General features: G+C 72.6%; 26 protein-coding genes. 21 read left to right on the top strand and 5 right to left on the bottom strand.

Annotated elements, in window-relative coordinates:
- Positions 1-83: 83 nt before the first annotated feature.
- Positions 84-263 carry a hypothetical protein gene (locus tag ABT001_RS34095; RefSeq protein WP_351285392.1) on the bottom strand — a complete coding sequence of 60 codons (180 nt, stop codon included), beginning with the start codon at positions 261-263 and terminating at the stop codon, positions 84-86.
- Positions 264-534: 271 nt separating this feature from the next.
- Here ABT001_RS34095 and ABT001_RS34090 point away from each other — a divergent pair, with 271 nt between their 5' ends.
- The 12 genes from ABT001_RS34090 to ABT001_RS34035 all read left to right on the top strand — a co-directional run bounded on the left by ABT001_RS34090 (position 535) and on the right by ABT001_RS34035 (position 13184).
- Positions 535-1794, top strand: coding sequence for an NYN domain-containing protein (locus tag ABT001_RS34090; protein ID WP_351285391.1), 1260 nt, complete (start codon positions 535-537; stop codon positions 1792-1794).
- Positions 1795-1921: 127 nt separating this feature from the next.
- Entirely contained in the window at positions 1922-2905 is a 984-nt protein-coding gene (locus tag ABT001_RS34085) for an ABC transporter ATP-binding protein (RefSeq protein ID WP_351285395.1), read from the top strand.
- A gap of 67 nt (positions 2906-2972) precedes the next feature.
- Complete coding sequence (locus ABT001_RS34080) at positions 2973-3821, top strand: ABC transporter permease (RefSeq protein WP_502967573.1); 849 nt, start codon at positions 2973-2975, stop codon at positions 3819-3821.
- Positions 3822-3855: 34 nt separating this feature from the next.
- On the top strand, positions 3856-4605 hold the full coding sequence (locus ABT001_RS34075) for an ABC transporter permease (protein ID WP_351285389.1): 750 nt from the start codon (positions 3856-3858) through the stop codon (positions 4603-4605).
- Positions 4606-4902: 297 nt separating this feature from the next.
- Positions 4903-5028 (top strand): hypothetical protein, encoded by a 126-nt coding sequence (locus ABT001_RS34070; RefSeq protein WP_262346869.1) that lies wholly within the window; start codon positions 4903-4905, stop codon positions 5026-5028.
- 81 nt (positions 5029-5109) lie between these two features.
- Positions 5110-6543: an MFS transporter gene (locus tag ABT001_RS34065; protein ID WP_351285387.1), complete on the top strand. Its 1434-nt coding sequence runs from the start codon at positions 5110-5112 to the stop codon at positions 6541-6543.
- Positions 6527-7786, top strand: coding sequence for a tetratricopeptide repeat protein (locus ABT001_RS34060; protein ID WP_351285386.1), 1260 nt, complete (start codon positions 6527-6529; stop codon positions 7784-7786). The genes ABT001_RS34065 and ABT001_RS34060 overlap by 17 nt, the downstream gene beginning before the upstream one ends.
- A gap of 3 nt (positions 7787-7789) precedes the next feature.
- Positions 7790-9649, top strand: coding sequence for a B12-binding domain-containing radical SAM protein (locus ABT001_RS34055; protein ID WP_351285384.1), 1860 nt, complete (start codon positions 7790-7792; stop codon positions 9647-9649).
- Complete coding sequence (locus tag ABT001_RS34050) at positions 9649-10584, top strand: multinuclear nonheme iron-dependent oxidase (protein ID WP_351285383.1); 936 nt, start codon at positions 9649-9651, stop codon at positions 10582-10584. Before ABT001_RS34055 ends, ABT001_RS34050 begins: the two co-directional genes overlap by 1 nt.
- Positions 10574-11389 (top strand): hypothetical protein, encoded by an 816-nt coding sequence (locus tag ABT001_RS34045; RefSeq protein ID WP_351285381.1) that lies wholly within the window; start codon positions 10574-10576, stop codon positions 11387-11389. Before ABT001_RS34050 ends, ABT001_RS34045 begins: the two co-directional genes overlap by 11 nt.
- A complete protein-coding gene (locus tag ABT001_RS34040; RefSeq protein ID WP_351285380.1) occupies positions 11386-12171 on the top strand; it encodes a JmjC domain-containing protein in 786 nt (261 codons plus the stop codon). The genes ABT001_RS34045 and ABT001_RS34040 overlap by 4 nt, the downstream gene beginning before the upstream one ends.
- A complete protein-coding gene (locus ABT001_RS34035; RefSeq protein WP_351285379.1) occupies positions 12168-13184 on the top strand; it encodes a metallopeptidase TldD-related protein in 1017 nt (338 codons plus the stop codon). Before ABT001_RS34040 ends, ABT001_RS34035 begins: the two co-directional genes overlap by 4 nt.
- 46 nt (positions 13185-13230) lie before the next feature.
- Here the strand turns inward: ABT001_RS34035 and ybaK are convergent, their stop codons facing one another.
- The 4 genes from ybaK to ABT001_RS34015 form a co-directional block, all read right to left on the bottom strand.
- Positions 13231-13731 (bottom strand): Cys-tRNA(Pro) deacylase, encoded by a 501-nt coding sequence (ybaK, locus tag ABT001_RS34030; RefSeq protein ID WP_351285377.1) that lies wholly within the window; start codon positions 13729-13731, stop codon positions 13231-13233.
- 16 nt (positions 13732-13747) lie between these two features.
- Complete coding sequence (locus ABT001_RS34025; RefSeq protein ID WP_351285375.1) at positions 13748-14524, bottom strand: LON peptidase substrate-binding domain-containing protein; 777 nt, start codon at positions 14522-14524, stop codon at positions 13748-13750.
- A gap of 11 nt (positions 14525-14535) precedes the next feature.
- Complete coding sequence (locus tag ABT001_RS34020) at positions 14536-15570, bottom strand: hypothetical protein (protein WP_351285374.1); 1035 nt, start codon at positions 15568-15570, stop codon at positions 14536-14538.
- 222 nt (positions 15571-15792) lie between these two features.
- Positions 15793-17394, bottom strand: coding sequence for an oxidoreductase (locus tag ABT001_RS34015; RefSeq protein WP_351285372.1), 1602 nt, complete (start codon positions 17392-17394; stop codon positions 15793-15795).
- Positions 17395-17555: 161 nt separating this feature from the next.
- On the opposite strand from ABT001_RS34015, the gene hisD reads away from it, so the two are divergent.
- From hisD to bdeA, 9 genes are all read left to right on the top strand, one after another.
- Positions 17556-18878 carry a histidinol dehydrogenase gene (hisD, locus tag ABT001_RS34010; RefSeq protein ID WP_351285370.1) on the top strand — a complete coding sequence of 441 codons (1323 nt, stop codon included), beginning with the start codon at positions 17556-17558 and terminating at the stop codon, positions 18876-18878.
- A complete protein-coding gene (locus tag ABT001_RS34005) occupies positions 18875-19987 on the top strand; it encodes a histidinol-phosphate transaminase (RefSeq protein ID WP_351285369.1) in 1113 nt (370 codons plus the stop codon). The genes hisD and ABT001_RS34005 overlap by 4 nt, the downstream gene beginning before the upstream one ends.
- On the top strand, positions 19984-20577 hold the full coding sequence (hisB, locus tag ABT001_RS34000; protein ID WP_099176212.1) for an imidazoleglycerol-phosphate dehydratase HisB: 594 nt from the start codon (positions 19984-19986) through the stop codon (positions 20575-20577). The genes ABT001_RS34005 and hisB overlap by 4 nt, the downstream gene beginning before the upstream one ends.
- On the top strand, positions 20574-20741 hold the full coding sequence (locus ABT001_RS33995; protein ID WP_164493711.1) for a CG2302 family histidine operon protein: 168 nt from the start codon (positions 20574-20576) through the stop codon (positions 20739-20741). The genes hisB and ABT001_RS33995 overlap by 4 nt, the downstream gene beginning before the upstream one ends.
- A gap of 8 nt (positions 20742-20749) precedes the next feature.
- Positions 20750-21391 (top strand): imidazole glycerol phosphate synthase subunit HisH, encoded by a 642-nt coding sequence (gene hisH, locus ABT001_RS33990; protein ID WP_351285367.1) that lies wholly within the window; start codon positions 20750-20752, stop codon positions 21389-21391.
- Positions 21391-22116 (top strand): bifunctional 1-(5-phosphoribosyl)-5-((5-phosphoribosylamino)methylideneamino)imidazole-4-carboxamide isomerase/phosphoribosylanthranilate isomerase PriA, encoded by a 726-nt coding sequence (priA, locus tag ABT001_RS33985; protein WP_147962959.1) that lies wholly within the window; start codon positions 21391-21393, stop codon positions 22114-22116. The genes hisH and priA overlap by 1 nt, the downstream gene beginning before the upstream one ends.
- Positions 22113-22511, top strand: coding sequence for a RidA family protein (locus ABT001_RS33980; protein WP_351285366.1), 399 nt, complete (start codon positions 22113-22115; stop codon positions 22509-22511). Before priA ends, ABT001_RS33980 begins: the two co-directional genes overlap by 4 nt.
- Positions 22508-23263, top strand: a complete 756-nt coding sequence (gene hisF / locus ABT001_RS33975) for an imidazole glycerol phosphate synthase subunit HisF (protein WP_351285364.1) — start codon at positions 22508-22510, stop codon at positions 23261-23263. The genes ABT001_RS33980 and hisF overlap by 4 nt, the downstream gene beginning before the upstream one ends.
- Positions 23264-23453: 190 nt before the next feature.
- The coding region (bdeA, locus tag ABT001_RS33970) for a bis(hydroxyethyl) terephthalate hydrolase (protein ID WP_351285363.1) at positions 23454-24310 on the top strand (857 nt) is incomplete at its 3' end.

Raw genomic sequence — 24310 nt, 5'->3', positions numbered from 1 at the left:
GCCGCGCGCCCGGTGCACGACCTCGGCCGCCGCGAGCCCCAACAGCTGGGGCAGCCTGCGGCCCCGAGGGAACGGGTGGGCCGTCAGTTGTGGCCGAAGCGCTTCTGGTGCTTGCGGGCAACGTCGGACGGGCTGCCCTGACCCTGCGACTGAGGCTGGGTCTGCGACTCGTACGCCGTCGACTTGGCCTCCTCCGCGCCGCGCTCCGCGGCGGTCGCGCGGTCGTTCCGGCTGCCCTGCTTGCGGTTCTTGTTCTTCGACATCGTGATGCCTCCTGTGGGGGATCTGGGGATCCAGAACCGCTGCCAGGCTCACATGTCGCCACAAATGCCGCATGTTGGATCATTACCGAGCGTAATAGGCGCGGTATCATGCGCCGTTTCCGGATTCGCCACGCCGATGATCGAGTTCCGGACCTTAACCCCCGTACCGTCGGGCAGACTCGAAGGAAACCCTGAGTGAGCAAACCGGGTCAGCGGGACCGGACCCACCCACCGGTCAGGCCCCGCAGATCCGCTCCCGAACTGGAAGAGGGTGGAACGCGTGGACCGTTGCGTCGTCCTGGTGGACGCCGGCTACTTGCTGGGCGCGGCCGCGAGCCTGCTCGCCGGAGAACCCGCCCGCTCCCGCATCACCGTCGACCACGCGGCTCTGATCCAGGGGCTGCGCGAGCGCGCCGTCGCGGACACCGAACAGCCCCTGCTGCGCATCTACTGGTTCGACGGCGCACCCGACCGCGTGCCGCAGCCCGAGCACCGCAGGCTGCGGGTCATGCCGCGGGTGACGGTTCGGCTGGGGGCGCTCACCCGCAGTGACGGCCGGTGGGCGCAGAAGGGCGTCGACGCGGCGATGCACGCCGAACTGACCGAGCTCGCCAGGAACCGGGCCTGCTCCGACGTGGTGCTCGTGACCGGTGACGGCGATCTGCTGCCCGGGCTGATGTCCGCCAAGGAGCACGGTGTCGCCGTCCATCTCTGGGCCGTACAGGCCGCCGACGGCGACTACAACCAGTCCGAGGACCTGGTCGCCGAGGCCGACGAGCGACGGGTGCTCGACCGGGCCTGGATCACCAAGGCCGTACGGGCCAAGGAGACGGGCGGCACATGCGCGCCACCCACGGTCCCGCGCCCCGAGATCGCCGCGATCCTGTCCGCGCCGCTGCCCGAGGCGGCCCTCGCGGCCTCCGCCGAGCGGGCCTCGGAGGCCCAGGCCGCCGCCCGTAACGGCACCGGCGCGCCGGCCGGAGAAGCCGCTCCCGGCACCAGGCCCGCGCCCGGCCACAGGGGCGTCCCGACCCCCAAGGACCTGGCGAGCCTGCGTGCGCCCGGTCCGCAGGTCACACAGCACACCGCCGTCCAGGCGCCGGCCGCCAACGCGACCCTGCGCTGGTCGTCCGACAAGGGCTGGGTCGAGCGCGGCGGACCGCTCGGCGAACCCGCCGAGACCGCGTCCCTGCCGACCCTGGCCCAGCTCACCAGCGCGGAACAGCGCTGGGCCGACCGGGAGGAGGACATCACGACCGTCGGCGGCGACCCCTTCGAGGTCGGCCAGGTCTTCGCCCGGCGCTGGATGGAACGGGTTCCCGAGACCGTCCACCTGCAGAAGCTGTCCACGATGTACCCCCGCATCCCGCACCGCATCGACGGCGAACTGCTGAGGTACGCGGCCCGCTTCGGCCTGCTGGCCCACAAGGACGACCAGATCGACGAGCACGACCGCTATGCCATCCGGGCGGGGTTCTGGCGCGAGATCGACGTGCGGGCCGCCGCCGAACACGCTCCCGCGGGGGAGTGAGCGGGGCGCCACCGGCCTGCCCCGGACGCAATACGGGGCATCCGACCCCGTACTCTCGTACCTCGTGAGTACGGGCACAGCACAGGCTACGGGCACGCAGGCTACGGGCACGGCACAGGCACAGTCCGTGTGTGCGGTGCGTGACCTGGTCAAGACCTATCCCGCCGTCCGCGGCCGACGCGGCCGCGCCGCGACTCCCGAGGTGCGCGCCACCGACGGGGTCTGCCTCGATGTCCGGCGCGGCGAGATCTTCGGGCTCCTCGGACCCAACGGCGCCGGCAAGTCCACGCTCGTACGCCAGCTCACCGGGCTGATGCGCCCCGACTCCGGGAGCGTCGAGGTGCTGGGTCACGACCTCGTGCGCCACCCCGAGAGGGCCTCGCGGCTCATCGGCTACCTCGGCCAGGAGTCCACCGCCCTCGACGAACTGACCGTCTCGCTCGCCGCGGAGACCACCGGGCGGCTCAGGGGTTTGCCGGCCCGGCAGGCCCGTGCCGCGCGCGACGACGTCCTGGAGGAGCTCGGGCTCACCGCGCTCGCCGGACGTCCGCTGAAGAAGCTGTCCGGCGGACAGCGACGGCTCGCCTGCTTCGCCGCGACGCTGGTCGGCGAGCGCCCCGTCCTCGTGCTGGACGAGCCGACGACCGGGATGGACCCCGTTGCCCGGCGGTCCGTCTGGTCCGCCGTCGACCGGCGGCGGGCCGAGCACGGGGCGACGGTACTGCTCGTGACCCACAACGTCATCGAGGCCGAGACGGTCCTGGACCGGGTGGCCGTCATGGAGCGTGGCGCGGTCATCGCCTGCGACACCCCGTCCGGGCTCAAGGAGCAGGTGGCCGGAGAGGTCAGGGTGGAACTGGTGTGGCGCGAACGCGCTCCGCTGGAGGTCCCTGAGGTGGCCGCACTCCGGGAGTCGGCGCAGGAGTCGGGGCGCAAGTGGGTCCTGCGGCTCGGCCCCGACGAGGCGCGGGCCGCGGTGGCCGCGGTGACCGGCGGGGCGGCGTTCTCCTCGCTCGACGACTTCACGCTGGCCACGCCCAGCCTGGAGGACGTCTATCTGGCGCTCGGCGGGGACGCCGCCAGGGCGACCGAGGGACTGGTGAAGGCGTGATCAGGGCGGTGCGCGCGCCGAGGTGTGCGCGGGAACAGATGTCGAAGTCGAACGGGAGCAGCACCAGGTGACGAGCATCGTTCCCACGGAGCCCGCGCAGATGTCGGGGCCGAAGATCCGGACCTCGGCCGTGCGGGCGGGCCGCCCCGCCCGGACGGCCCCTGCGGCCCTGGCGCCGCGCGCCAGGCTGCTTCCCTCGCTGGCCGCCGTCTACCGGGCGCAGCTCTCACGGGCGAGGGTCGCGCGGATCCCGCTGCTGTTCGTCGCGACCTTCCAGTCCGTCGGAATCATGGTGCTGATGCGTGGGGTCGTCGACGGCGGTGCGGAGGCACGGGCCGTCGTCGCCGGGTCGAGCGTGCTGGTCGTGGCCTTCGTCGCGCTCAACCTGCTCGCCCAGTACTTCGGCCAGCTCCGGGCCGGCGGCGGGCTCGACCACTACGCCACGCTGCCGGTGCCGCCCGCCGCGGTGGTGCTGGGGACGGCGGGGGCGTACGCGTCGTTCACCGTGCCCGGCACGATCGTCACGGCCGTGGCGGGCAGCGCGCTCTTCGGACTTCCGATGACGCACCTGTGGGTACTCGTCGCGGTCATCCCGCTCTCCGGCGCCGCGCTCTCCGGACTGGGTGCCGCGCTCGGACTGCTGGCGCCCCGGCAGGAGCTGGCGACGCTCCTCGGGCAGCTGGGGATGTCGGCCGCGCTGCTGCTGGGGGTGCTGCCGGCCGAGCGGCTGCCCGGGCCCGTCGGCTGGGCGCGGGACCTGCTTCCCTCCACCTACGGCGTCGAGGCGCTGGCCCGGTCCTTCGACGCCGACCCCGACTGGGCGATCGTCGTCCTCGACCTCGCGGTGTGCGCGGCGGTCGGGGTGCTCTCGCTGGCCGTGGCCACGTGGGCGTACCGGCGGGCGGCGGTCCGGTGAGGCGGGGCACGGGTCGGCCTGGCACGATGGCCCCGTGACCGCACCGTTGACGCCGCCGCACCAGCCCCAGCCGAACGACCCGTGGCAGGCCCCGCCCTCCGGGTCGCATGCCGTGCCCGGTGAGGAGCCGGGCGGGGCCGAGCGGCGGACGGAACTCCGACAGGGCGCGCTGATCGCCGCGGTGCTGACGGTGGCGGGCGTCGTCCTCGGGCTGCTCTGGCTGTGGCTGGCGCCCCGGGTGCCACTCGTCTCCGACGACACCGCCGTGTTCCTCAAGAACAGCGAGGGCGAGGAGGCCATCGGGGCCGACGGCACCTTCGTGCTGCTGGGGCTCGCGTTCGGCCTGGTCTCGGGCGCCGCCGTCTTCCTTCTGCGCCGGCGCGGAGGCATCCCGCTGGTGGTGGGGCTGGCCCTGGGCGGACTGCTCGGCTCCCTGCTGGCGTGGGGGATCGGCACCTGGTTCGGGCCGACGTCCGATGTGGTGGCCCATGCCAAGGAGGTCGGCCAGGGAGTCACCTTCGACGCGCCGCTGGAACTGCACGCGGTGGGGGCCGCGATGCTCGCTTGGCCCATCGCGGCGATGATCGTCCACCTGGGGCTGACCGCACTGTTCGGCCCGAGGGACCCGGAGCCGGAGTGGGGGACCTTCCACGGGGCGACCGCCTTCTACGAGGCGCCTCCGGCGGAGCCGGGGTCCGCGTTCGGGCCGAAGCCCGGGCCGGCCGAGGAGCAGGGCTCCCTGGACGGCCGGCCGTCGGACGGGCCGGGAACCGCGCGGCCGTAGCGGGCTCCGGAGACGTAGCCTGTCGGCACCTGTGACGGTGTGCGCCGAGTGAGCCCCACCCTTTCGAAGGATGGGGAACCGGCCACCGAACATTCTTACGAATTCTGAATTCCCCCTTCCGTTCTCGCATTCCTCCAGCTCGCCACCGGTATTCGAATTCCCGGGGGCGGGCTGTTCGACGTGCCCTTCCGGCCATAAAGGGTGGGCGGTATTTCCGGGGCGGGAAGCCCCCGGATAGCATTTTTCGCAGCGCTGCGGGAATCAGCCTGCCGCGCCCCTTCCTTTTCAGGAGGAATTATGGGCGAGTCACGCAACGAGCAGACCATCCTCGACGACATCGAAGACCTCGACAGCCTGGAAGTCCTGGAGGCCGAGGACCTGGACGAGAGCGTGGCCTTCCACGCGTTCCGCTTCAAGAACTGACCCGAAGGACCGACGCAGGCCTGCCACCGGCCGGTGACCACGCCGGTGGCAGGCTTTATAAGAAAGGTCTCGCGCTCCCCGGTGAGAGTATATCTTCAGCTGCTCGGAAATCGGCGTTTCGCCGGACTCTGCCTGGCGCAGGCTGTTTCTCTGCTCGGTGACGCATTCTTCCCGATCATCGTCGTGGTTGCCGCGGAACGATCGGGAACGACAGCGGAGACCATCGGAGCGGTATTCGCAGCCCGCTTCCTCGCGCTCGGTGGTGTCGTCCTCTTCAGCGGCGCACTTCTCGACCGCGTCAACCCCGTCGCCGCGGCGGTCACCGCGGATGCGACCCGCTTCCTCGCACTCATCGTGCTGGCCCTCTTCTGGGACGGCCGGCTGGACGCCGTCGTCCTCGTCGTCGCCGTCCTCATCGGTCTGTGCGAAGCGGTGAGCGAACCGGCCCTGCTGCTCATCACCCCACGGGTGCTGCGCAAGGACACGCGCGCGGCCACGAGGCCGGACGGTGGAACGGACGCGGCTCACGGCTCCGGCGGCCCCGACCGTGAGGAAGCCGCGGTCACCGCCGCGTACGGCCTCCTCGAAGGCATGCGCAACACATCCGGCATCGTCGGGCCCACCCTCGCCGCGACCCTCGTCGCCGTCCTCAGCTCCTCTGCGGGAGCCGTCGCCGCGGCCGTGGCCTTCGGCCTGTCCGCGGTGGCGACCCGCTGGGCGGGCGCCCGGTACGCGGCACGCCCCGCGCCGGAGAGCCCCGTACGGGACAGCCCCGCGAAGACCGGATCCACCGAACCGCACGCCGACGCTCCCGACGAGCCCGAGGAGTCGCTGCTGCGCTCCGCCCTCGGCGGGCTCGCCGTGCTGTGGCGGGTGCGGTGGCTGCGGCACGTGCAGATCCTCGCCGTCGTCCACGTCCTGTTCGCCGTCGGACCGTGGATGGTCGCCCTGCCGGTGTTCCTGCTCGGAGCGGGACACAGCGCCACCGTCTACGGTCTCGTGCTCGGCGCCTTCGCCGTGGGCACCGTCGTCGGCGCGCTGGTCGGCGGGCGCGTCACCGGCCGGAGCCGGGGACTGTACTCGCTGGCGCTGCTCGGCCTCTTCGGCGTGACCGTGCTGGCACCCGTGGCGACCGGATCGGTGCTGCTGCTCACGGCCGCGTTCGTCGCGGGAGGCATCGGCCAGCAGGCGTTCGACGTCGTCAAGATGGCCGGGCTGCGCCGGGAGGTGCCCGAGCGGCTGCACGGCAGGGCGTTCTCCGCCGACTTCTTCTTCTCCTTCGCCTCGCTGCCCCTCGGCCAGCTCTTCGGCGCGGTGCTGCTCCGCTTCGCCGACCCCCGCACGATCATGCTGGGGGCGGGGGTCCTCGTCCTGGTGACCACCGCGGCCGCGATGCTCAGCCCGGACGCGCGCCGCTTCTCCTCGGCGGCCCTGCCCGCCCCCGCGCCCCCGCACACGCCGCCGGCGCAGGTCGTGCCGCTTCCGGAAGGGGCACGGGATGCCGGGACGCGTTGACCTGTTCGAGGAGCACGGAGAGGTCGCGGCCCTGTGGCCGCGGAGCCCCTACCGCGACCGCACCGTCGTCTGCTTCGACCGTCATCTGGACCTCAAGCCCCTCGCTCCCGGAGGGGAGGAGGCCCTGCGCTCCGCGGCGCGTGCCGGGACGTCCCCCGCGGACCTGCTGCGCCGGCTGCCGGTGCGCGGCGTGCCCGGTGCCTTCGGGCTCGACGACTTCTGGTCGGCCGCCGCCCTCGCCGCGGGCCTCACCGACCTGGTGTGGGTGCCGAGCTGGACCTCGTACACGGGCTGGGAGAGCAGGGCGGTGGACTGTGTGTCGCTCATCGCCACCGGCGGCGTCCCGGCCGATCCGCTGTCCGGCGGGTGCTGCCTGGCGGTGACGCTGTGCGGCGTACGGCTCTCGGTCGTACCGCCCGATCTCCTCACCCGGCACCTGGACCGGCACGTGACCGGCGACGTCGTCACCGACATCGACCTGGACTGGCTGGTGGACGAGCACGGCAGGCCCGACCACTCCGTGGACGACCTGGCCGACCTGGTGGCGGCCTGCGGAGGCGAACTGTCCGCGATGACGTGGTCCACCCGCTCGGGCTTCCTGCCCGGCGAGTACCGCGGGGTCGGCCCTGACGTCGCGGCACGACTGGGGCTGCGGGCCAGGGAGTCCTCCTTCCTGCCCTCCACCCCGTGGCCGGAGGACCTGATGCTGCGGGTCCACCAGGGGGCCGGTCTCCCGTCCCACGAGGCAGAGGCGCGAGGCGGGGAGCGGGGCGGAGCGGATCCCGCGCCAGGAGTGGCGGTGGCCCTGCACGGCCTGGCGAACGCCTCGGCGAGCCCCGAGCAGGCCCAGGAGTGCTACGAGCGGGCGGCCGCCCAGGGGTACCGGTCGAGCTGGCTCGCGTACAAGATCGGCGCGGCGCACTACGCGCGGGGCGACCACCACGCCGCCAGGGACCGCCTGCGCGAGGCCGTCGCGCTCGACCCCCGCGACACCCTCGCGATGCACGCGCGCGTCCTGGCGGCCCGCGCCACCCTGCGCCTGCAGGGGGCCGGAGCCGCACTGGCGGAATTCCGTGCCGTGGCCGAGGAGCTGCCCCTGCGCGCCGGGGTCTGGCGCACCGTACGGGTGCTCGCCGACGCACGGGGCGACCCGGAGAGCGCGGAGACGGCCCAGGACCGTCTGGACCTCATCGAACGACTGACGCGGGCACGGACCACGGGGCGGAGCACGGGACGGGGATGAGCGATGAGCGACGTACTGCTGGTGATGCCACCTGTGAGCGAGGCCGTCCAGTTCCCGTACCTGGCGCTGCCGCAGCTCGCCGCCGCATGGACCGCGCAGGGCCACCGGGTCAGCACCCTCGACCTGAACCTGGAGTACCGCGCCCGCGTCCTGATCCGCCGTCACGAGCCGTCCGCCGCGGACGAACCGGCCGCCGGAGGGGCGGAACCGAGCGCGGGCGAGATCTACCGGACCGTCAGTGAGCGGTACCGGGCCCGGCACGGCACCCGGCTGCTGGAGACCGCCCGCGACCGCACCACCGGCTTCGCCCAGGAGACGGCCATCCAGGCGACGGTCCGCTACGTCACCCAGCAGGCGACCCAGGACGGCTGGATCGTCGACGGCCCGCTGCCGCTGTCCGACCTGGACACGTACGTCGAGGCCGGCCGCGAGAGCTGGTCGGCGCGCTGGTGCGCCGACCGTCTGGAAGAACTGCTGTCCGACGACCCGCCACGCCTGCTGGCCTTCTCCGTCCCCTTCTTCAGCCAGCTCGTCCCCGTCCTCACCCTGTGCGTGCTGCTCAAGGAACGACGCCCCGGGCTGCTGATCGCGCTCGGCGGACCCACCGTGCAGATGTGGGCGGCACCGCTGCGCCGGCACGTCACCGCCTCCCGCACCGTCGACCACTGGTGCCTGGGCCACGGCGAGGACTTCCTCACCCGCGTCCTGGGCGGCGAAGCGCGGGAGCGGACGGGGCTCGCGGACGGTTTCGTGCTGAGCGAGCAGCCGATGCCGGACTTCGGGCCGTTCGACTTCGGCGTCTACACCAACATGGCCCACCAGTTCCCCTACCGGCTCACGGTCGGGTGCTACTGGGGGAAGTGCACCTTCTGCTCGTACGGCAACCGCTACCGCGACGCGCGTGCCTTCCAGCAGATCGACCCGGAGGTGGCCGCCGGACACCTGGTGGCGCTGTCCGCCCGGCTGGGCATGACCGACGTGGCGGTCACCGACGAGAACACCGGCCTGCGCCATCTGCTCCGCGTGACGGAGGCGGTCCGCCGGCGGGGCGCGTCGCTCACCTTCCGGATCCGGGCGCGGCTGGAGCGCGAACTGGCCGACCCCGCCTTCTGCGAACGGCTGCGTGCGGCGGGCTGCGTGCAGCTGTCGACCGGTTTCGAGTCCGCCCACCAGGGCATCCTCGACTCCCTGCACAAGGGCCAGGACGCCACGCACGCGGAACGCGCCGTACTCAACCTCACCCGGGCCGGGATCGTCACCAACCTGTCGTTCATGGACGGCTTCGATCACGACGACGCCGTCCAGGGCTCCCGCGAGACCGTCGAGGTGGTGCGGCGTCACCCGACTGACCTGGGCCTGGACACCATGCAGCTGGTCGTGGCCGAACCGGGCAGCTACCTGTGGGCCGCCCGGCGGCGCCAGGACGACGACGCCTACCTGGTCACCAACGAGGGCCTGGCCTTCGCCGGCGGCCGGGTCGGCGGCGCGCTCCTCGACGGCACCGCGACGGAGGAAGCCAGACAGCGACTGCTGCGCATGACCGTCGAGGCGGTGCCGGACGCCGAGCGGGCCGTCCGGCCCGACCTGCCGTCGCGGGCGCGGGACCGGACCGCGGCGGTGAGGGCGGTCACCGGACCGGCGCCGCGGGCCCGGCCGCGTTTCGGAGTGACGCTCGACTCCGTCCGGGCGCGCTGGTTCCTGGCCGACGTCGCCTGGCCACGGATGGCGGCCGTACCCGCGGGAGTGGAGCTCACCCCGGGCGGCGGACTCACCTCCGACGAGCCCGGAGCGCGCCGCTGGCTGGCACAGATGGTCGACAAACGGCTGCTCGTACCCGACCCACCGGAAGCGGAGAGTGCCTGATGGACAAATTGGGGCTCGGCCTGGGCATGGACCTCGTCTGGGGCGAACGCATCGGATTCGAGAAGACGGGGAAGGGCCGCCCGACCGACCGGGTGGCGGCGTTCCTGCGGCGCAACGCTCAGGAGTACGACTACATGTTCGTCGCCTTCCAGCCCATCGACTACGGCCCCCTCACACCCGAGCGCTACTTCCCCGCGTACGACGACCTCTTCGCGCTGTTCGGCGACGGCCGACCGCGCGCCTTCCACCACACCCTGCTCAACACCGGCTCCCCGGACGGGTACGAGCGGGCCGCCGTCGCGGACTTCACCAACGCGCTGGTCGAACGCTACGGATTCCGCTGGATCATCGAGGACCTGGGGATCTGGTCGCTGGGGGGCCGCAGCCTGCCCTACCCGATGCCGCCCGTACTGACCCCTGAGGGGCTGCGGCGGTGCGTCGCCGGGGTCGCGGAGTGGCGAGAGCGGCTGCGGGCGCCGCTGTCCGTGGAGTTCCCCGGCTTCACCGAGGGCGGCAGCTTCCTGGTCGGCACACTGGACGCCTTCGCGTTCTTCGACACCGTCGTCCGGGAGACGGGAGCGCACGCGACGATCGACATCGGTCACATCCTCGCCTACCAGTGGCTGATGGGGCGGACCGGAGCGCGCATGTTCGACGGTCTCGAGGCGCTGCCGCTCGACCGCTGCCACGAGGTGCACCTGTCCGGCTGCCAGATCGTCGACGGGCGCTTCCGCGACCTGCACCACGGCGTGCTCCTCGACGAGCAGCTCACCCTGCTGGAACACCTGCTGCCGATGATGCCCCGGCTGACCGGCATCACCTACGAGGACCCCAAGTTCACCGCTGACGGGGTGCTCGTGCCCAAGTCGCGACCGAACGCGGAGCGCCTCTTCTCCCTCGTACGCGACTGGAAGGGGACCGCGCATGCCGCATGAGACCACCGCGGTGGGCGACACGGACGACAGGTACGGCATGGACGCGGCCGGAGCCGGGCGGCACGGACGCATCCTGCGGGTCCTCGACCGGCTGCTGTACGACCAGCGGTTCCGCTCCGCGTTCGTCGCGGACGGCCCCGGCGGCATGCGGCCTCCGCTCGACCCCGACCTGATCGAGGTCTTCGGCCGGGTGGACCCGACGGAGCTGCGGTTGGTCGGGCGCAACATCCGTTCGGCGGTGGTCAGCGGCGGCACGGGCACGGGTCAGGGACTCAGGGGGGCCTTCCCGCGCACCCTGGAGACGATCCAGGAGCAGCACGGCCACGGGACCAACGCGGTGGCCGAACTCTTCCTCGCCTCACCGCAGTTCCAGCACTTCCGCGACGTCCCCCACTCCTCCCGGGGGCGCGGTCTCTCGCTGCCCGAGTGCTTCCACCGGTTCATGGCGGCCGGACCGCCCTTCGACCCCGGGTGCGCTCTCGAACCGCTCGCGCACCACGAGGCCGCCTGCGCCGTCGCCCGCGCGATCGCCACGGGAGCGGACGCCACCTTCGACGTCACGCTGCGCGACTCGGCCTTCCACGGCGGCACCTTCTGCGCCTTCCGGGACTACTCCGAGGCACCCGACGCCTGGGAACTGCGCCCCACCATGTTCCTCGCGGGCGCGGGGCGCTGCGTCATCGGGCGGGCCGGGCGTCCCCTCTTCGACGCGCTGACCACCGTCCTGGCCGGACACGAAGCGGGTACGCCACCGGACGTACGGGCGAAACTGCTCCAGCGACTGCGGGCCTGGGGGCTGCGATGAACGCACGACCACTGCCGGAGACGGACCGGTTCGACCTGTCCCTCTTCCACCGTGAGCACTGGCGCCGCCGACCGGTCCTCTGGCGCGGCTGCGGCCCGCGCTTCCTCGCCCCCGCCCTCGACTGGCCCGACATCGAGGCCCTGGAGAGCCGCCTCGAAGGGACACCGCGGGAGCCGGGGCCCGGAGCACAGGTGCGGCGGCGGCCCGACGGTACGGTGCTCTTCGTCAACCAGGCGCAGCACACCCTGCCGGAACTGGCCGACGCCTGCGCGAAGCTGACCGCCCTGTTCGGCTGGGACGAGTGCACCGCGGACCTGTCGGTGACCCGGGGGCGTGGAGCGGGGATCGGCTGCCACTTCGACCACAGCGACAACTTCGTGGTGCAGCAGCGGGGTTCGAAGACCTGGCTGGTGGGTCTGCCCGAGGACACCACGCCGGAGCGGCAGCGCAGCCGCATGCTGGAGACCAAGGGCTTCGTCCCGTCCGGCCGGCTGCCCGAGCGTCCCTTCCGCGCGGAACTGCACCCCGGCGACGTGCTCTACCTGCCGCTGTTCGCACCGCACGAGGGCGTGGAGGGGGACGACAGCGAAGGCTCCGTCAGCGTCTCCTTCTCCTACAACGCCCGGAGCGCGCTCTCCCAGCACCTCAAGCCCCTGCTGAACGCGCTGTCGAGGGAACCGGCCTGGTGGCAGCCGATGCCGCTCGGCGCGCCCGACACCGAACGCCTCGGGGAGGCGTTGTGCCGGGCCCTGCGGGCGGTCACGGACCCCCCCTCACCGTGACCGACGTCCTGGCCGCGGCGTTGGACGCGGCGCGTGTGCGGCTGGGGCCGCGGGCCCGGATCGTACCGGACGAGCGGGACGGGCTGTGGCAGGTGCGCATCAGCCTCGGTGCCCCGCGCCACGGCGAGACGCCCCAGTGGGGCGCAGCCGCCTACGACCCCCCTTACGTGGCCGGCCGGATACGACAGGGCGTGCGGCAACTCCTCGACGACCAGGCCCTGCTGCGGCTGCGCTCACCGCTGACCGAGCCGGTGGCCGGAGCGGCGCTGCTGTCGCCCACGGCCGCCGGGGTCCTGGCCCACGAATGCTTCGGGCACACCAGCGAGGCCGACAACTACCTCGCCGACCGCGGCGCACTCGGCCGCGTCCTCGGCGACCGCTGGACACCGGCCGCGCTGACCGTACGGGACCGGCCCCGGGCCCATCCGTACGCGGGCAGCTACACGCGCGACGACGAGGGCACCGCCGCGCGGACCGTCACGCTGCTGCGCGAGGGTTACTGGACGGGGCTGCTCACCGACAACAGCACCCGGGCGCTCAGCGACGGCCGCAGTACCGGGCACGGACGGGGCCGCCGGGGCGCGGTCGCCCCGCGCTGCAGCGTGCTGGAGGTCGCGGCCGGCCGGGACACGGCGGAGGAGCTGCGCCGCCGGCTGGGCGACGGCTGGCTGCTCGGCACGGCGATCGGCGGCTTCTCCGTGCGCGGGCACCTGATCCTGGAAGTGCTGTGGGCGCGCCGGGTACGGGCCGGCCGCGCGACCCGGGAGATCGTCGGACCGGTGGCGGTCTGTGCCCGCAAGGCGGCGCTGGCCGGCCGGATCACGGCCGTCGGGGACGACGTGACGGTCCACAGCTCGCCCTACACCTGCGTCAAGGCCGGGCACGAGGTCGGCTCGACCCTCATCAGCCCGTCCCTGCTGCTCGACCGCTGCGTCCTGCGTCCGCTCGCGGACGTCGAACGGCTGCTGACCCGCTCGGACGTCCCACCCGCACCGAACGGGCGGGACCGGTGACGGATCCGCCGTGATCCGGGCGTCCGTGCCGCGCGGGCGAGACCCGCTACGCCCGGCCGATCGGGGCCAGGGTGGCTTCCGTCAGGGTGGCCAGGTCCGTCGGGGAGAGTTCCACCTCCAGGCCGCGGCGGCCCGCCGAGACACAGATCGTGGCGTGCGACCCGGCCGAGGCGTCGAGCACCGTACGCAGCCGCTTGCGCTGGCCCAGGGGCGAGATGCCGCCCCTCACGTAGCCCGTGGTGCGTTCCGCCGCCGCCGGGTCCGCCATGGCCGCCCGCTTGCCGTTCACGGCCGCCGCCAGTGCCTTCAGGTCCAGTGAGCCCGCGACGGGCACCACGGCGACGACCAGGTCGCCGTCGACGTCGGCGACCAGCGTCTTGAAGACCCGGTCGGCGGAGACTCCGAGGGCCGTGGCCGCTTCCTCGCCGTAGGACGGGGACGAGGGGTCGTGCTCGTACGAGTGAACCGTGAATGTGATGCCCGCCCCGGTCAGGGCGACCGTGGCCGGGGTGCCGCCCGGCTGCTGTTTCCTGGGCTTCTTCGCCACTTGGCAGGTCCTCGGGTCAGTTGGGGTACGTCGGGTCGCGGGTCAGGTCCGCCGCCGGCAGCGACGGAAGGTGCCGGATGACGGCCGTCTCCTTCCGCAGGAGGGCCAGCTCCTCGCGCAGCCGGGTCGCGGTGTCCGGGGCCTGGAGCAGCCGCTGCTTCGTCGGGACGTCGAGCACCGCGGCGGCGGCCACCAGGTACGAGACGACGGACGGGTCGTCCGGGAGGTCGGCGCCGGTCGTCAGGGAACGCTCGCTCGCCCCGGCCAGCCGCTTCTGGTAGCTGCGGAAGGCACGCAGGACGCCCTCGGACAGGGCCCCGGCCTCGTCCGTGGGCGAGTCCTCGCCCTCGGCGGCCCCCGGATCCTCGGGGAGCTCCTCGACCTCGGCCGTCAGGAACGGACCGCTCGCCTCGACGGAGAGCAGCCGGACCCGGGTGGTGCCGGTCGCCAGGACCTCGTAACTGCCGTCCGCGCGCTCACGGATTTTCGCCGCGTCCGCGACGCAGCCGACCCGGTGGAAGGTCTGGAGGGGATCGGGGCCGAAGCCGTCGGCCGGTGCCCGCTCCGTCGGGGGCGCCGCAGCGGCCGTGTCCGGCATCCCGGTGGCGGTCGGTGCGGTCTCGCGGCCGTCGCGGATCGCGACCACCACGAAACGGCGCGGTTCGTCCTCGTCGATCGCGAGCAGCCCGCGCATCATGGCGCGATAACGCTCCTCGAAGACGTTGAGCGGCAGCACGAGGCCGGGGAACAGCACCGCGTTCAGCGGGAAGAGGGGCAGGCGAGCGGTGGTCACAACGGTCAAGCCTAATGGCCGTGGGGCCCGCTGTGTTCCGGCCTTCCGCAGAGGGGCGTGGAAGAGGCCACCCGGAGCCGTGCGTCCGCCCGCGCGTCGAGGAATCCGCCGAGCGCCTCCCCGGTCACGGACGCCCACGGGAACGAGGTCGCGTACGGCCCGATCAGCCGGAACTGCTCCAGTGCCTCGGTCGCACGGTCCCGTGCGACCAGTACGTAGGCGAGCAGGTTGCGGACCTCGGCCGGCCAGGGATCACCGGCGGGGAATCCGGCCGAGAGGCTGATCGCGAGGTCGGCCGCCGCGTCGATCCGGTCCCCCTCCACGGAGGTCGCCCGCGTGGCCGCCCTCTCGTCCCTCAGCAGGGCGAAGGCCGCCCGTACGGGGAGGGCCTGCACCAGGGAGTCCCGGGCGGCGTCCTCGGCCGCCCGCTCGGCGAAGTCGAAGCATTCGCGGTGGGAGCCGTACCACTCGGCCGAGAGGTACCGGAGCGCGGCGACATGACTGCCGTAGTGGTGCGGGCAGCGGCGTACGGCCTGCTCCCACAGGGACTCGAAGACGGTGTGCGGGGCATGCGTGCCACGGGCGTGGTCGAGCGCGAGCCGCCACGGCACCGGGTCCCGGGGGTCGGCCTCGGCCGCCGCCGTGATCAGCGGGCCCACCTCGCGCAGCAGCTCGGCGTGGGCGGGGGACTCCCAGGCGCGGCGGACCGCCAGCGCGGCCTTGACGAGGAGGGCGTCCGGGTCGCGCGGGGCGGCCGCCAGCCAGCCGGTGAGCCAGGCGTCGCGGCTGCGGGCGAAGGCGACCAGCCGGGCCAGGGTGCGGTCGCGGGTCTCCCAGTCGGCGCCGTCCCGGGTGGTGGCGAGGAGCTTCGCGGCGGGTTCGAAGTCACCCACGGCCGCGGCGACCAACGCGGGGGAGAGCCGCTCGTCCGGGGCGTCGAGCAGCACCGCGTCGTCCGCGGGCAGCCCGGCGGACAGCCCGGGGCTGTACCGGAACGCGCGTGCGGAGCTCAGCAGTGCGCGGAGGAAAGCCATGGTGCAGACCATTGAAAAGCCCTGGTGAGGACGGCGCCAGTGGGGCTCTGTGAAGCTTCTGTGGCGAGTGGAAGGGTTGCCCTGGACACGGTCAAGAAAAGGCAAAGGAAGCGCGCGTGGCTGGCTCGATTCCGACCTTCCCGTCGTCGTCGGCCGCCTGCCCGCAGCGCTTCGAGTGGCCTTCCGGGCACCGCGACGGCAAGGGTCCGGCCGGACCCGGACGCCGCGCTCCCGTCAGCCGCGCCGCAGCAGCCGGGACGCGCCCGCGGCCACCGTGGTGGCCAATATCCACCCCACCAGCACCAGCGCCGCCGCCGTCCACTGCCAGCCTCCCTTCAGCAGCCAGTAACCGTCCTGCCCGAGATTGATCACCGGCACCAGCAGGTCCAGCGCGTACAGCGCGGGATTCCACTCCGGGTGTTCCTCCTCCTTGATCGACTCCGGGCGGTACCGCGAGAAGGCCACCGCCCCCGCGGCCCACAGCACCGCCATCCAGACCAGGGCCCGCCCCGGCCGGTAGCCGTACGCCACCGTCCAGTCCTGCAGGTAGCCCCAGATCCTCCCCGCGAGCGGCAGCGTCTCGCGGCGGCGACGCTGCTTGGCCAGCAGCACCTCCCGGGCGTCCGCGTCCTCCCCGCAGCTGCGGAGCACCGCCGCGAGGCGCTCGTACGGCTCCGGGACGTACTCCGGGGTCGCGGCCAGCACCCACTCCAGGCGCCGGGACAGCGGGAAGTGGCCGTACGGGACGAGGTTCTCGTACACGAAGCCGCCCATCGCCAGGCCGCCCGGGCCCGGCCAGCTGGTCGACACGTCGATCAGGGTGACGACCTTGGCGCCGTTCAGCACGACCCGGCCCTCGCGCGGACGCTCCGCGTTGAACCGCAGCTCGGGCGTGACGATCCTGCGCAGCGACAGCTCCTCGCGGTCGGCGAGCACGAACCGGGCCTTGTGCAGGTCCACCGCGTCCCCGAACCGCCCGTCGTCGAGCCGGACCGCGCCCCGGCACTCGAAGGCCTGCGCACGCGTCCCGCGCGCCGGGCCGCCGCCGCGCGCGACACCGAACGGGGGAGTGGTGCCCTGGTTCCCCGTGTCGACGCTGACCCAGGCCTCCGTCATGTACAGCGTCCGCTCCACGCTCAGCTGCGGGGCGTTCAGCGCCCGCCGCCCGTCCGTGGCACGCAGCCGGCTGCCGCGCAGGCTCAGCGAACCGCCGACCTTCGCCCCGCGCAGGCTCAGCTCGCCGAGCGTCTCGATCATCTCCGCCTGCAGGTCCTGCGCCACCGACATCCCGTCGCCCACGAAGGCGCGGCCACGCCGGTCGGGGCCGACACGGAGCTGGTTGATCAGCAGGTCCGTGCCGATCTGGGCGTCCGTCAGCCGGATGCCGCGCTCGACCCGGCAGCGCGGCAGATGCAGATCGCCCTCCGTGTGCAGCCGGGCCGCGTCCAGCCTGGGCACCGCGCAGCCCACCATCCGCAGCGTCGTGAAATGGCACTCGGGCAGCACCACCTCCTGCTCGAAGCGGCAGCCCGTCAGCTCCACGTAGGGCGAGACGCGCCCACCCGCCAGATCCAGCTTCCCCGTGATGCGGACACCCCGGAGCTTCAGCGCGGCCACCCGGCCCGGCCGCGCCGCCGGGCCGCTGAGCAGGAGCCGCGCCACGGTCCGGGCTCCGACGCTGCGCTCCGGCCCCCAGCTGTGCGGGGCGAAGGGATCGTCGCGCACCGGATCGTGGGAGCGCAGATCGTAGGTGGTGCCGTTCCGGAAGGACTGCCACATACCGAGCTCCGCGGCACTGAGTCCGTCAGGGATCTCGCCGTCGTGCGGTTCGGTCACTGCCTCACCTCCGCCTGCGCGTTCTGTGCCGCGCGTCGTACAGTCGTTCTTCCCTCTGTGTGACGACGTGAACGCTAATGGTCAGCAGTGACAGCCGGGACATGTATCAGCCAGTGATACGGGCGACCGGACGCCCGAAACGGTCTGAGAGAATTGCCCGTGTGATCTCTCGAATCGATCTGCGCGGTACCGCCCTCCCCGAGGGCGGCGCCCTGCGCGACCTGCTGCCCCGTGCCGAGTTCGACGTGGAAGCCGCCCTGGAGACGGTGCGGCCCATCTGCGAGGACGTACGCCATCGTGGCTCCGCGGCAGTGATCGAGTGGGGGGAGAAACTCGACGGCGTGCGCCTCGACGCGATCCGTGTCCCGGCCGACGTGATCACCGCGTCGCTGGAACGGCTCGACCCCGCCGTACGGGCGGCCCTGGAGGAGTCGATCCGCCGCGCCCGTCTCGTCCACCGCGAGCAGCGCCGCACCACGCACACCACCCAGGTCGTCCCCGGCGGCACGGTCACCGAGAAGTGGGTCCCCGTCGAGCGCGTCGGGCTGTACGTCCCCGGCGGCCGCTCGGTCTACCCGTCCTCCGTCGTGATGAACGTCGTCCCGGCGCAGGAGGCGGGCGTCGAGGGCATCGCCGTGTCCTCACCGCCCCAGAAGGACTTCGGCGGCCTGCCCCACCCCACGATCCTCGCGGCCTGCGCCCTCCTCGGCGTCGACGAGGTGTACGCCGCCGGCGGCGCCCAGGCCGTCGCGATGTTCGCGTACGGCACCGAGGACTGCCTGCCCGTGAACCTCGTCACGGGCCCCGGCAACATCTACGTCGCCGCCGCCAAGCGCCTCCTCAAGGGCCGCATCGGCATCGACGCCGAGGCAGGCCCCACCGAGATCGCGATCCTCGCCGACGCGAGCGCCGACCCGGTGCACGTCGCCGCCGACCTGATCAGCCAGGCCGAGCACGACCCGATGGCCGCCGCCGTCCTCGTCACCGACTCCGAGGAGCTCGCCGCCGCCACCGAGGCCGAGCTGGCGCCGCAGATCGCCGCGACCCGGCACGTCACGGACCGGATCGAGCCCGCACTGGCAGGCCGCCAGTCCGCGATCGTCCTGGTCGACGACCTGGAGGACGGCCTCAAGGTCGTCGACGCGTACGCCGCCGAGCACCTGGAGATCCAGACGGAGAACGCCGCCGCCGTCGCCGACCGGGTCCGCAACGCCGGTGCGGTCTTCGTCGGCCCCTGGTCGCCCGTCTCCCTCGGCGACTACTGCGCCGGCTCCAACCACGTCCTGCCCACCGGCGGCTGCGCCTGCCACTCCTCGGGCCTTTCCGTGCAGTCCTTCCTGCGCGGCATCCACATCGTCGACTACACCCGCGACGCGCTCGCCGAGGTCACCCACCACGTGGTCACCCTCGCCGAGGCGGAGGACCTCCCCGCCCACGGCGCCGCGCTCAAGGCCAGGTTCGGGTGGAAGGTTCCGCAGCAGTGACGAACAACCCCTGGGACGACCTCCCGATCCGCGACGAACTGCGCGGCCAGTCCCCGTACGGGGCGCCCCAGCTCGACGTACCGGTCCGGCTGAACACCAACGAGAACCCCTACCCGCTGCCCGACGCGCTCGTCGACCGCATCGCCGAGCGGGTCCGCGAGGCCGCCCGCGACCTCAACCGCTACCCCGACCGTGACGCCGTGGAGCTCCGCACCGAGCTCGCCCGCTACCTCACCCGCACCGCGGGGCACGAGGTGGCCACGGCCAACGTCTGGGCGGCCAACGGCTCCAACGAGGTCCTCCAGCAGCTGCTGCAGACCTTCGGCGGCCCCGGGCGCACCGCGATCGGCTTCGAGCCCTCGTACTCGATGCACGCCCTCATCGCGCGCGGCACCGGCACCGGCTGGATCTCCGGACCTCGCAACGAGGACTTCACCATCGACGTGGAGGCCGCGAAGAAGGCCGTCGCCGAGCACCGCCCCGAGGTGGTCTTCATCACCTCGCCCAACAACCCCACCGGCACCGCCGTCGACGCGGACACCGTCGTCGCCCTGTACGACGCGGCCCAGGCCGCCCGGCCCTCGATGGTCGTCGTCGACGAGGCGTACGGCGAATTCAGCCACCACCCCTCGCTGCTCCCCCTGATCGAGGGCCGCCCCCACCTGGTGCTCTCCCGCACCATGTCCAAGGCGTTCGGCGCCGCGGGCCTCCGCCTCGGCTACCTCGCGGCGGCCCCGGCCGTCGTCGACGCGGTCCAGCTGGTGCGCCTGCCGTACCACCTGTCCTCGATCACCCAGGCCACCGCGCTCGCCGCACTGGAACACACCGATACGCTGCTCGGGTACGTCGCGCAGCTCAAGAGCGAGCGCGACCGGCTGGTCGACGGACTGCGGGAGCTCGGCTTCGCCGTCACCGACTCGGACGCCAACTTCGTCCAGTTCGGCCGCTTCGCCGACAGCCGCACCGCCTGGCAGCAGATCCTCGACCGGGGCGTCCTGGTCCGGGACAACGGCGTACCGGGGTGGCTGCGGGTCTCCGCGGGGACCCCGGAAGAGAACGACGCGTTCCTCGATGCGGTGCGCGAACTGAAGAAGGAGCACGACGCATGAGCCGCGTAGGCAGGGTGGAGCGGACCACCAAGGAGACCTCCGTGCTCGTCGAGATCAACCTCGACGGCACCGGCAAGGTCGATGTCGCGACCGGGGTCGGCTTCTACGACCACATGCTCGACCAGCTCGGACGGCACGGCCTCTTCGACCTCACGGTCAAGACCGAGGGCGACCTCCACATCGACTCGCACCACACCATCGAGGACACCGCCCTCGCCCTCGGCGCCGCCTTCAGGCAGGCGCTCGGCGACAAGGTCGGCATCTACCGCTTCGGCAACTGCACCGTCCCGCTGGACGAGTCGCTCGCCCAGGTCACCGTCGACCTCTCCGGCCGCCCCTACCTGGTGCACACCGAGCCCGAGAAGATGGCGCCGATGATCGGCGAGTACGACACGACGATGACCCGGCACATCCTGGAGTCCTTCGTCGCCCAGGCGCAGATCGCCCTCCACGTCCACGTGCCGTACGGCCGCAACGCCCACCACATCGTGGAGTGCCAGTTCAAGGCCCTGGCCCGCGCCCTGCGTTACGCCAGCGAGCACGACCCGCGCGCAGCCGGGATCCTCCCGTCCACGAAGGGCGCGCTGTGACCGGCCTCAACACCGTTCTGATCATCGTCGGCCTCTTCCTGGCCGGCGGCGTCTACTCCTTCTGGAAGCAGGGCATGCCCAAGGGCGTCGTCGTGCTCCTCGGGATCGGCTCCGTGATGTGCCTGGTGGCAGGCATCATGCGGATCCAGGGACTCTGGGACTGAGGGGCACTGTGAGCGACAAGAAGAAGATCGTCGTCTTCGACTACGGCTTCGGCAACGTCCGTTCCGCCGAGCGGGCCCTCGCCCGCGTCGGCGGCGACGTGGAGATCACCCGCGACTTCGACACCGCGATGAACGCCGACGGGCTCCTCGTCCCCGGCGTCGGCGCGTTCTCCGCCTGCATGGCGGGGCTGAAGCAGGCCCGCGGCGAATGGATCATCGGCCGCAGGCTGGCCGGCGGCCGTCCCGTCATGGGCATCTGCGTCGGCATGCAGATCCTGTTCGAGCGCGGCATCGAGCACGGCGTCGAGACGGAGGGCCTCGACGAGTGGCCCGGCACCGTCGGACCGCTGAAGGCCGACGTCGTGCCGCACATGGGCTGGAACACCGTCGAACACCCCGAGGCCTCCCAGCTCTTCGCGGGCACCGACCCCGAGGCCCGCTACTACTTCGTGCACTCCTACGCGGCACACGACTGGTCCCTCGAAGTGACCAACGCCAAGATCCGTGCACCCAAGGTCACGTGGTCCACGCACGGAGAGCGGTTCGTGGCCGCCGTCGAGAACGGCGCGCTGTGGGCCACCCAGTTCCACCCCGAGAAGTCCGGCGACGCCGGCGCCCAGCTGCTGACCAACTGGATCGAGACGCTGTAATGCCGAAGCTTGAACTGCTCCCCGCCGTAGACGTCCGCGACGGACAGGCCGTCCGCCTCGTGCACGGCGAATCCGGCTCCGAGACCTCCTACGGCTCCCCGCTCGAGGCGGCCCTCGCCTGGCAGAGCTCCGGCGCCGAGTGGCTGCACCTCGTCGACCTGGACGCCGCCTTCGGCACCGGCGACAACCGTGCGCTGATCGCCGAGGTGGCCGGCGCCATGGACATCAAGGTCGAGCTCTCCGGCGGCATCCGCGACGACGCCTCGCTCGCCGCCGCCCTCGCCACCGGCTGCCGCCGTGTCAACCTGGGCACCGCCGCCCTGGAGACCCCCGAGTGGGTCGCCAAGGTCATCGCCGAGCACGGCGACAAGATCGCCGTCGGCCTCGACGTCCGGGGCACGACGCTGCGCGGCCGCGGCTGGACCCGCGACGGCGGCGACCTCTACGAGACGCTCGCCCGCCTCGACTCCGAGGGCTGCGCCCGCTACGTCGTGACCGACATCGCCAAGGACGGCACGCTGCAGGGCCCCAACCTGGCGCTCCTGCGGGACGTCTGCGCCGCCACCGACAAGCCCGTGGTCGCCTCCGGCGGTGTCTCCTCGCTCGCCGACCTCCGCGCGATCTCCCTGCTCGTCCCGGAAGGCGTCGAGGGAGCCATCGTCGGCAAGGCGCTGTACGCCGAGGCGTTCACCCTCGAAGAGGCCCTCAAGGCGGTCGCCGCATGACGGACTCCGTACGCCGCGTCTCCTCGGGCGGCCCGTGGGAGGAGCGGTTCGGCTACTCCCGTGCCGTCCAGCTCCCCAACGGACTCGTCCTGGTGTCCGGCTGCACCTCGGTGGTCGACGGCCAGATCCTCGCGGGCAGCCCCTACGAGCAGGCCGTCGCCTCCTTCCAGGTCGCCTTCGACTCCCTGAAGCAGGCCGGACTCGGCCGTGAGGACGTCGTCCGCACCCGGATGTACCTCACACACACCCGGGACGTCGACGAGGTGGGCCGCGCCCACAAGGAGCTGTTCGACGACGTCCGCCCCGCGGCCTCCATGATCATCGTGTCCGGCTTCGTCGACCCCTCCCTGGTCGTCGAGGTCGAGGTCGAGGCCTACCGGGCAGGTGAGCGATGACGCTCGCCGTACGGGTCATCCCGTGCCTGGACGTCGACAAGGGCCGCGTCGTCAAGGGCGTCAACTTCCAGAACCTGCGCGACGCGGGCGACCCCGTCGAGATGGCCAAGCTCTACGACGCCGAGGGCGCCGACGAGCTGACGTTCCTCGACATCACCGCGTCCAGCGGGGACCGCGAGACGACGTACGACGTGGTGCGCCGCACCGCCGAGCAGGTCTTCATCCCGCTCACCGTCGGCGGCGGGGTCCGCACCCCCGACGACGTCGACAAGCTGCTGCGCGCCGGGGCCGACAAGGTCGGGGTCAACACCGCGGCCATCGCCCGTCCCGAACTCATCCGGGAGATCGCCGAACGCTTCGGGCGCCAGGTGCTGGTGCTCTCCGTCGACGCGCGGCGCACCCCCGAGGGCACCTTCGAGGTGACCACCCACGGAGGGCGCCGGGGCACCGGTATCGACGCCGTCGAGTGGGCGCACCGGGCCGCCGAGCTCGGTGCGGGCGAGATCCTGCTCAACTCGATGGACGCCGACGGCACGAAGGACGGCTACGACACCGAGATGATCAAGGCGGTACGGGCCCACGTCACCGTCCCCGTCATCGCCTCCGGAGGCGCGGGCCGGCTCGCGGACTTCCCGCCGGCCATCGGCGCGGGCGCCGACGCGGTCCTCGCCGCGTCCGTCTTCCACTTCGGTGACCTGCGGATCTCCGAGGTCAAGGGCGCTCTGCGCGAGGCCGGACACCCCGTTCGCTGACGCGGTCAGGAGTGGTCGCCGGTCGCGAAGACCGGCCATCTCGCCGATGTCCGCCCGGAGGGCGCGCCGCCAGAGTGGCGCCGTCAACACGAATGACGGCGCCACCCGCGGTGCTCCCCCGAAGGCCCCTGGACACGGGGCGGCCGGCTGCCGCGGTGTGGTTCGCCACGACCGAGAGGACCCCCCCCTCGTGCAGCAGCACCTCCCCTCGAACGACGTCTCCCCCCGCCGCCACCGGATGTCGAAGAGCCGCTCCCGCACCGTCAGGCTCGCCGTCGCCGCGGCCGCCGCCACGGCCGGTCTGGTCACCGCGCTGATGCCGGGCGCCCAGGCCGCCGAGAACCCGTACGAGCGTGGTCCGGCCCCGAGCAACTCGAGCATCGAGGCGAGCCGTGGCTCGTACGCGACCTCCCAGACGACCGTGTCCTCGCTGAGCGTCCGGGGCTTCGGCGGCGGGACGATCTACTACCCGACGTCCACCTCGGACGGGACGTTCGGCGCGATCGCCATCTCGCCCGGCTTCACCGCTTACCAGTCGAGCATCGCCTGGCTGGGGCCGCGTCTGGCCTCGCAGGGCTTCGTGGTGTTCACCATCGACACCAACACCACGGCGGACCAGCCGGCCAGCCGGGGTGACCAGCTGCTCGCGGCCCTGGACTACCTGACCGAGGACAGCTCGGTGCGCAGCCGGATCGACTCCTCGCGGCTCGGTGTGATGGGCCACTCCATGGGCGGCGGCGGCACACTCGAAGCCGCCAAGGACCGTCCTTCGCTGAAGGCGGCGATCCCGCTGACCGGCTGGAACCTCGACAAGTCCTGGCCGGAGGTGCGGACCCCGACCCTGGTCGTCGGCGCGGACGGTGACACGGTCGCGTCCGTGGCCTCGCACTCGGAGCCGTTCTACAACTCGCTGCCGAGCTCGCTGGACAAGGCGTACCTGGAGCTCCGTGGGGCGTCCCACTTCACCCCGAACACGTCCAACACGACGATCGCGAAGTACAGCATCTCGTGGCTGAAGCGCTTCATCGACAACGACACCCGCTACGA

Source organism: Streptomyces sp. NPDC002793, assembly GCF_040295485.1.
In the GTDB taxonomy this organism is placed as follows: Bacteria; Actinomycetota; Actinomycetes; order Streptomycetales; family Streptomycetaceae; genus Streptomyces.
Note: the sequence above shows the minus strand (reverse complement) of the source record. Positions and strands in the feature narration are given on the sequence as shown.

Excerpts from the sequence above, each read along its gene's own strand:
- ABT001_RS34040 (WP_351285380.1), top strand. The coding sequence starts at position 11,386 with ATGAACGCACGACCACTGCCGGAGACGGACCGGTTCGACCTGTCCCTC.
- priA (WP_147962959.1), top strand. The coding sequence starts at position 21,391 with ATGCCGAAGCTTGAACTGCTCCCCGCCGTAGACGTCCGCGACGGACAG.
- ABT001_RS33980 (WP_351285366.1), top strand. The coding sequence starts at position 22,113 with ATGACGGACTCCGTACGCCGCGTCTCCTCGGGCGGCCCGTGGGAGGAG.
- ABT001_RS34070 (WP_262346869.1), top strand. The coding sequence starts at position 4,903 with ATGGGCGAGTCACGCAACGAGCAGACCATCCTCGACGACATCGAAGAC.
- hisB (WP_099176212.1), top strand. The coding sequence starts at position 19,984 with ATGAGCCGCGTAGGCAGGGTGGAGCGGACCACCAAGGAGACCTCCGTG.
- ABT001_RS34020 (WP_351285374.1), bottom strand. The coding sequence starts at position 15,570 with ATGGTCTGCACCATGGCTTTCCTCCGCGCACTGCTGAGCTCCGCACGC.
- ABT001_RS34060 (WP_351285386.1), top strand. The coding sequence starts at position 6,527 with ATGCCGGGACGCGTTGACCTGTTCGAGGAGCACGGAGAGGTCGCGGCC.
- ABT001_RS34045 (WP_351285381.1), top strand. The coding sequence starts at position 10,574 with ATGCCGCATGAGACCACCGCGGTGGGCGACACGGACGACAGGTACGGC.
- ABT001_RS34055 (WP_351285384.1), top strand. The coding sequence starts at position 7,790 with ATGAGCGACGTACTGCTGGTGATGCCACCTGTGAGCGAGGCCGTCCAG.
- hisF (WP_351285364.1), top strand. The coding sequence starts at position 22,508 with ATGACGCTCGCCGTACGGGTCATCCCGTGCCTGGACGTCGACAAGGGC.
- ABT001_RS34095 (WP_351285392.1), bottom strand. The coding sequence starts at position 263 with ATGTCGAAGAACAAGAACCGCAAGCAGGGCAGCCGGAACGACCGCGCG.
- ABT001_RS34050 (WP_351285383.1), top strand. The coding sequence starts at position 9,649 with ATGGACAAATTGGGGCTCGGCCTGGGCATGGACCTCGTCTGGGGCGAA.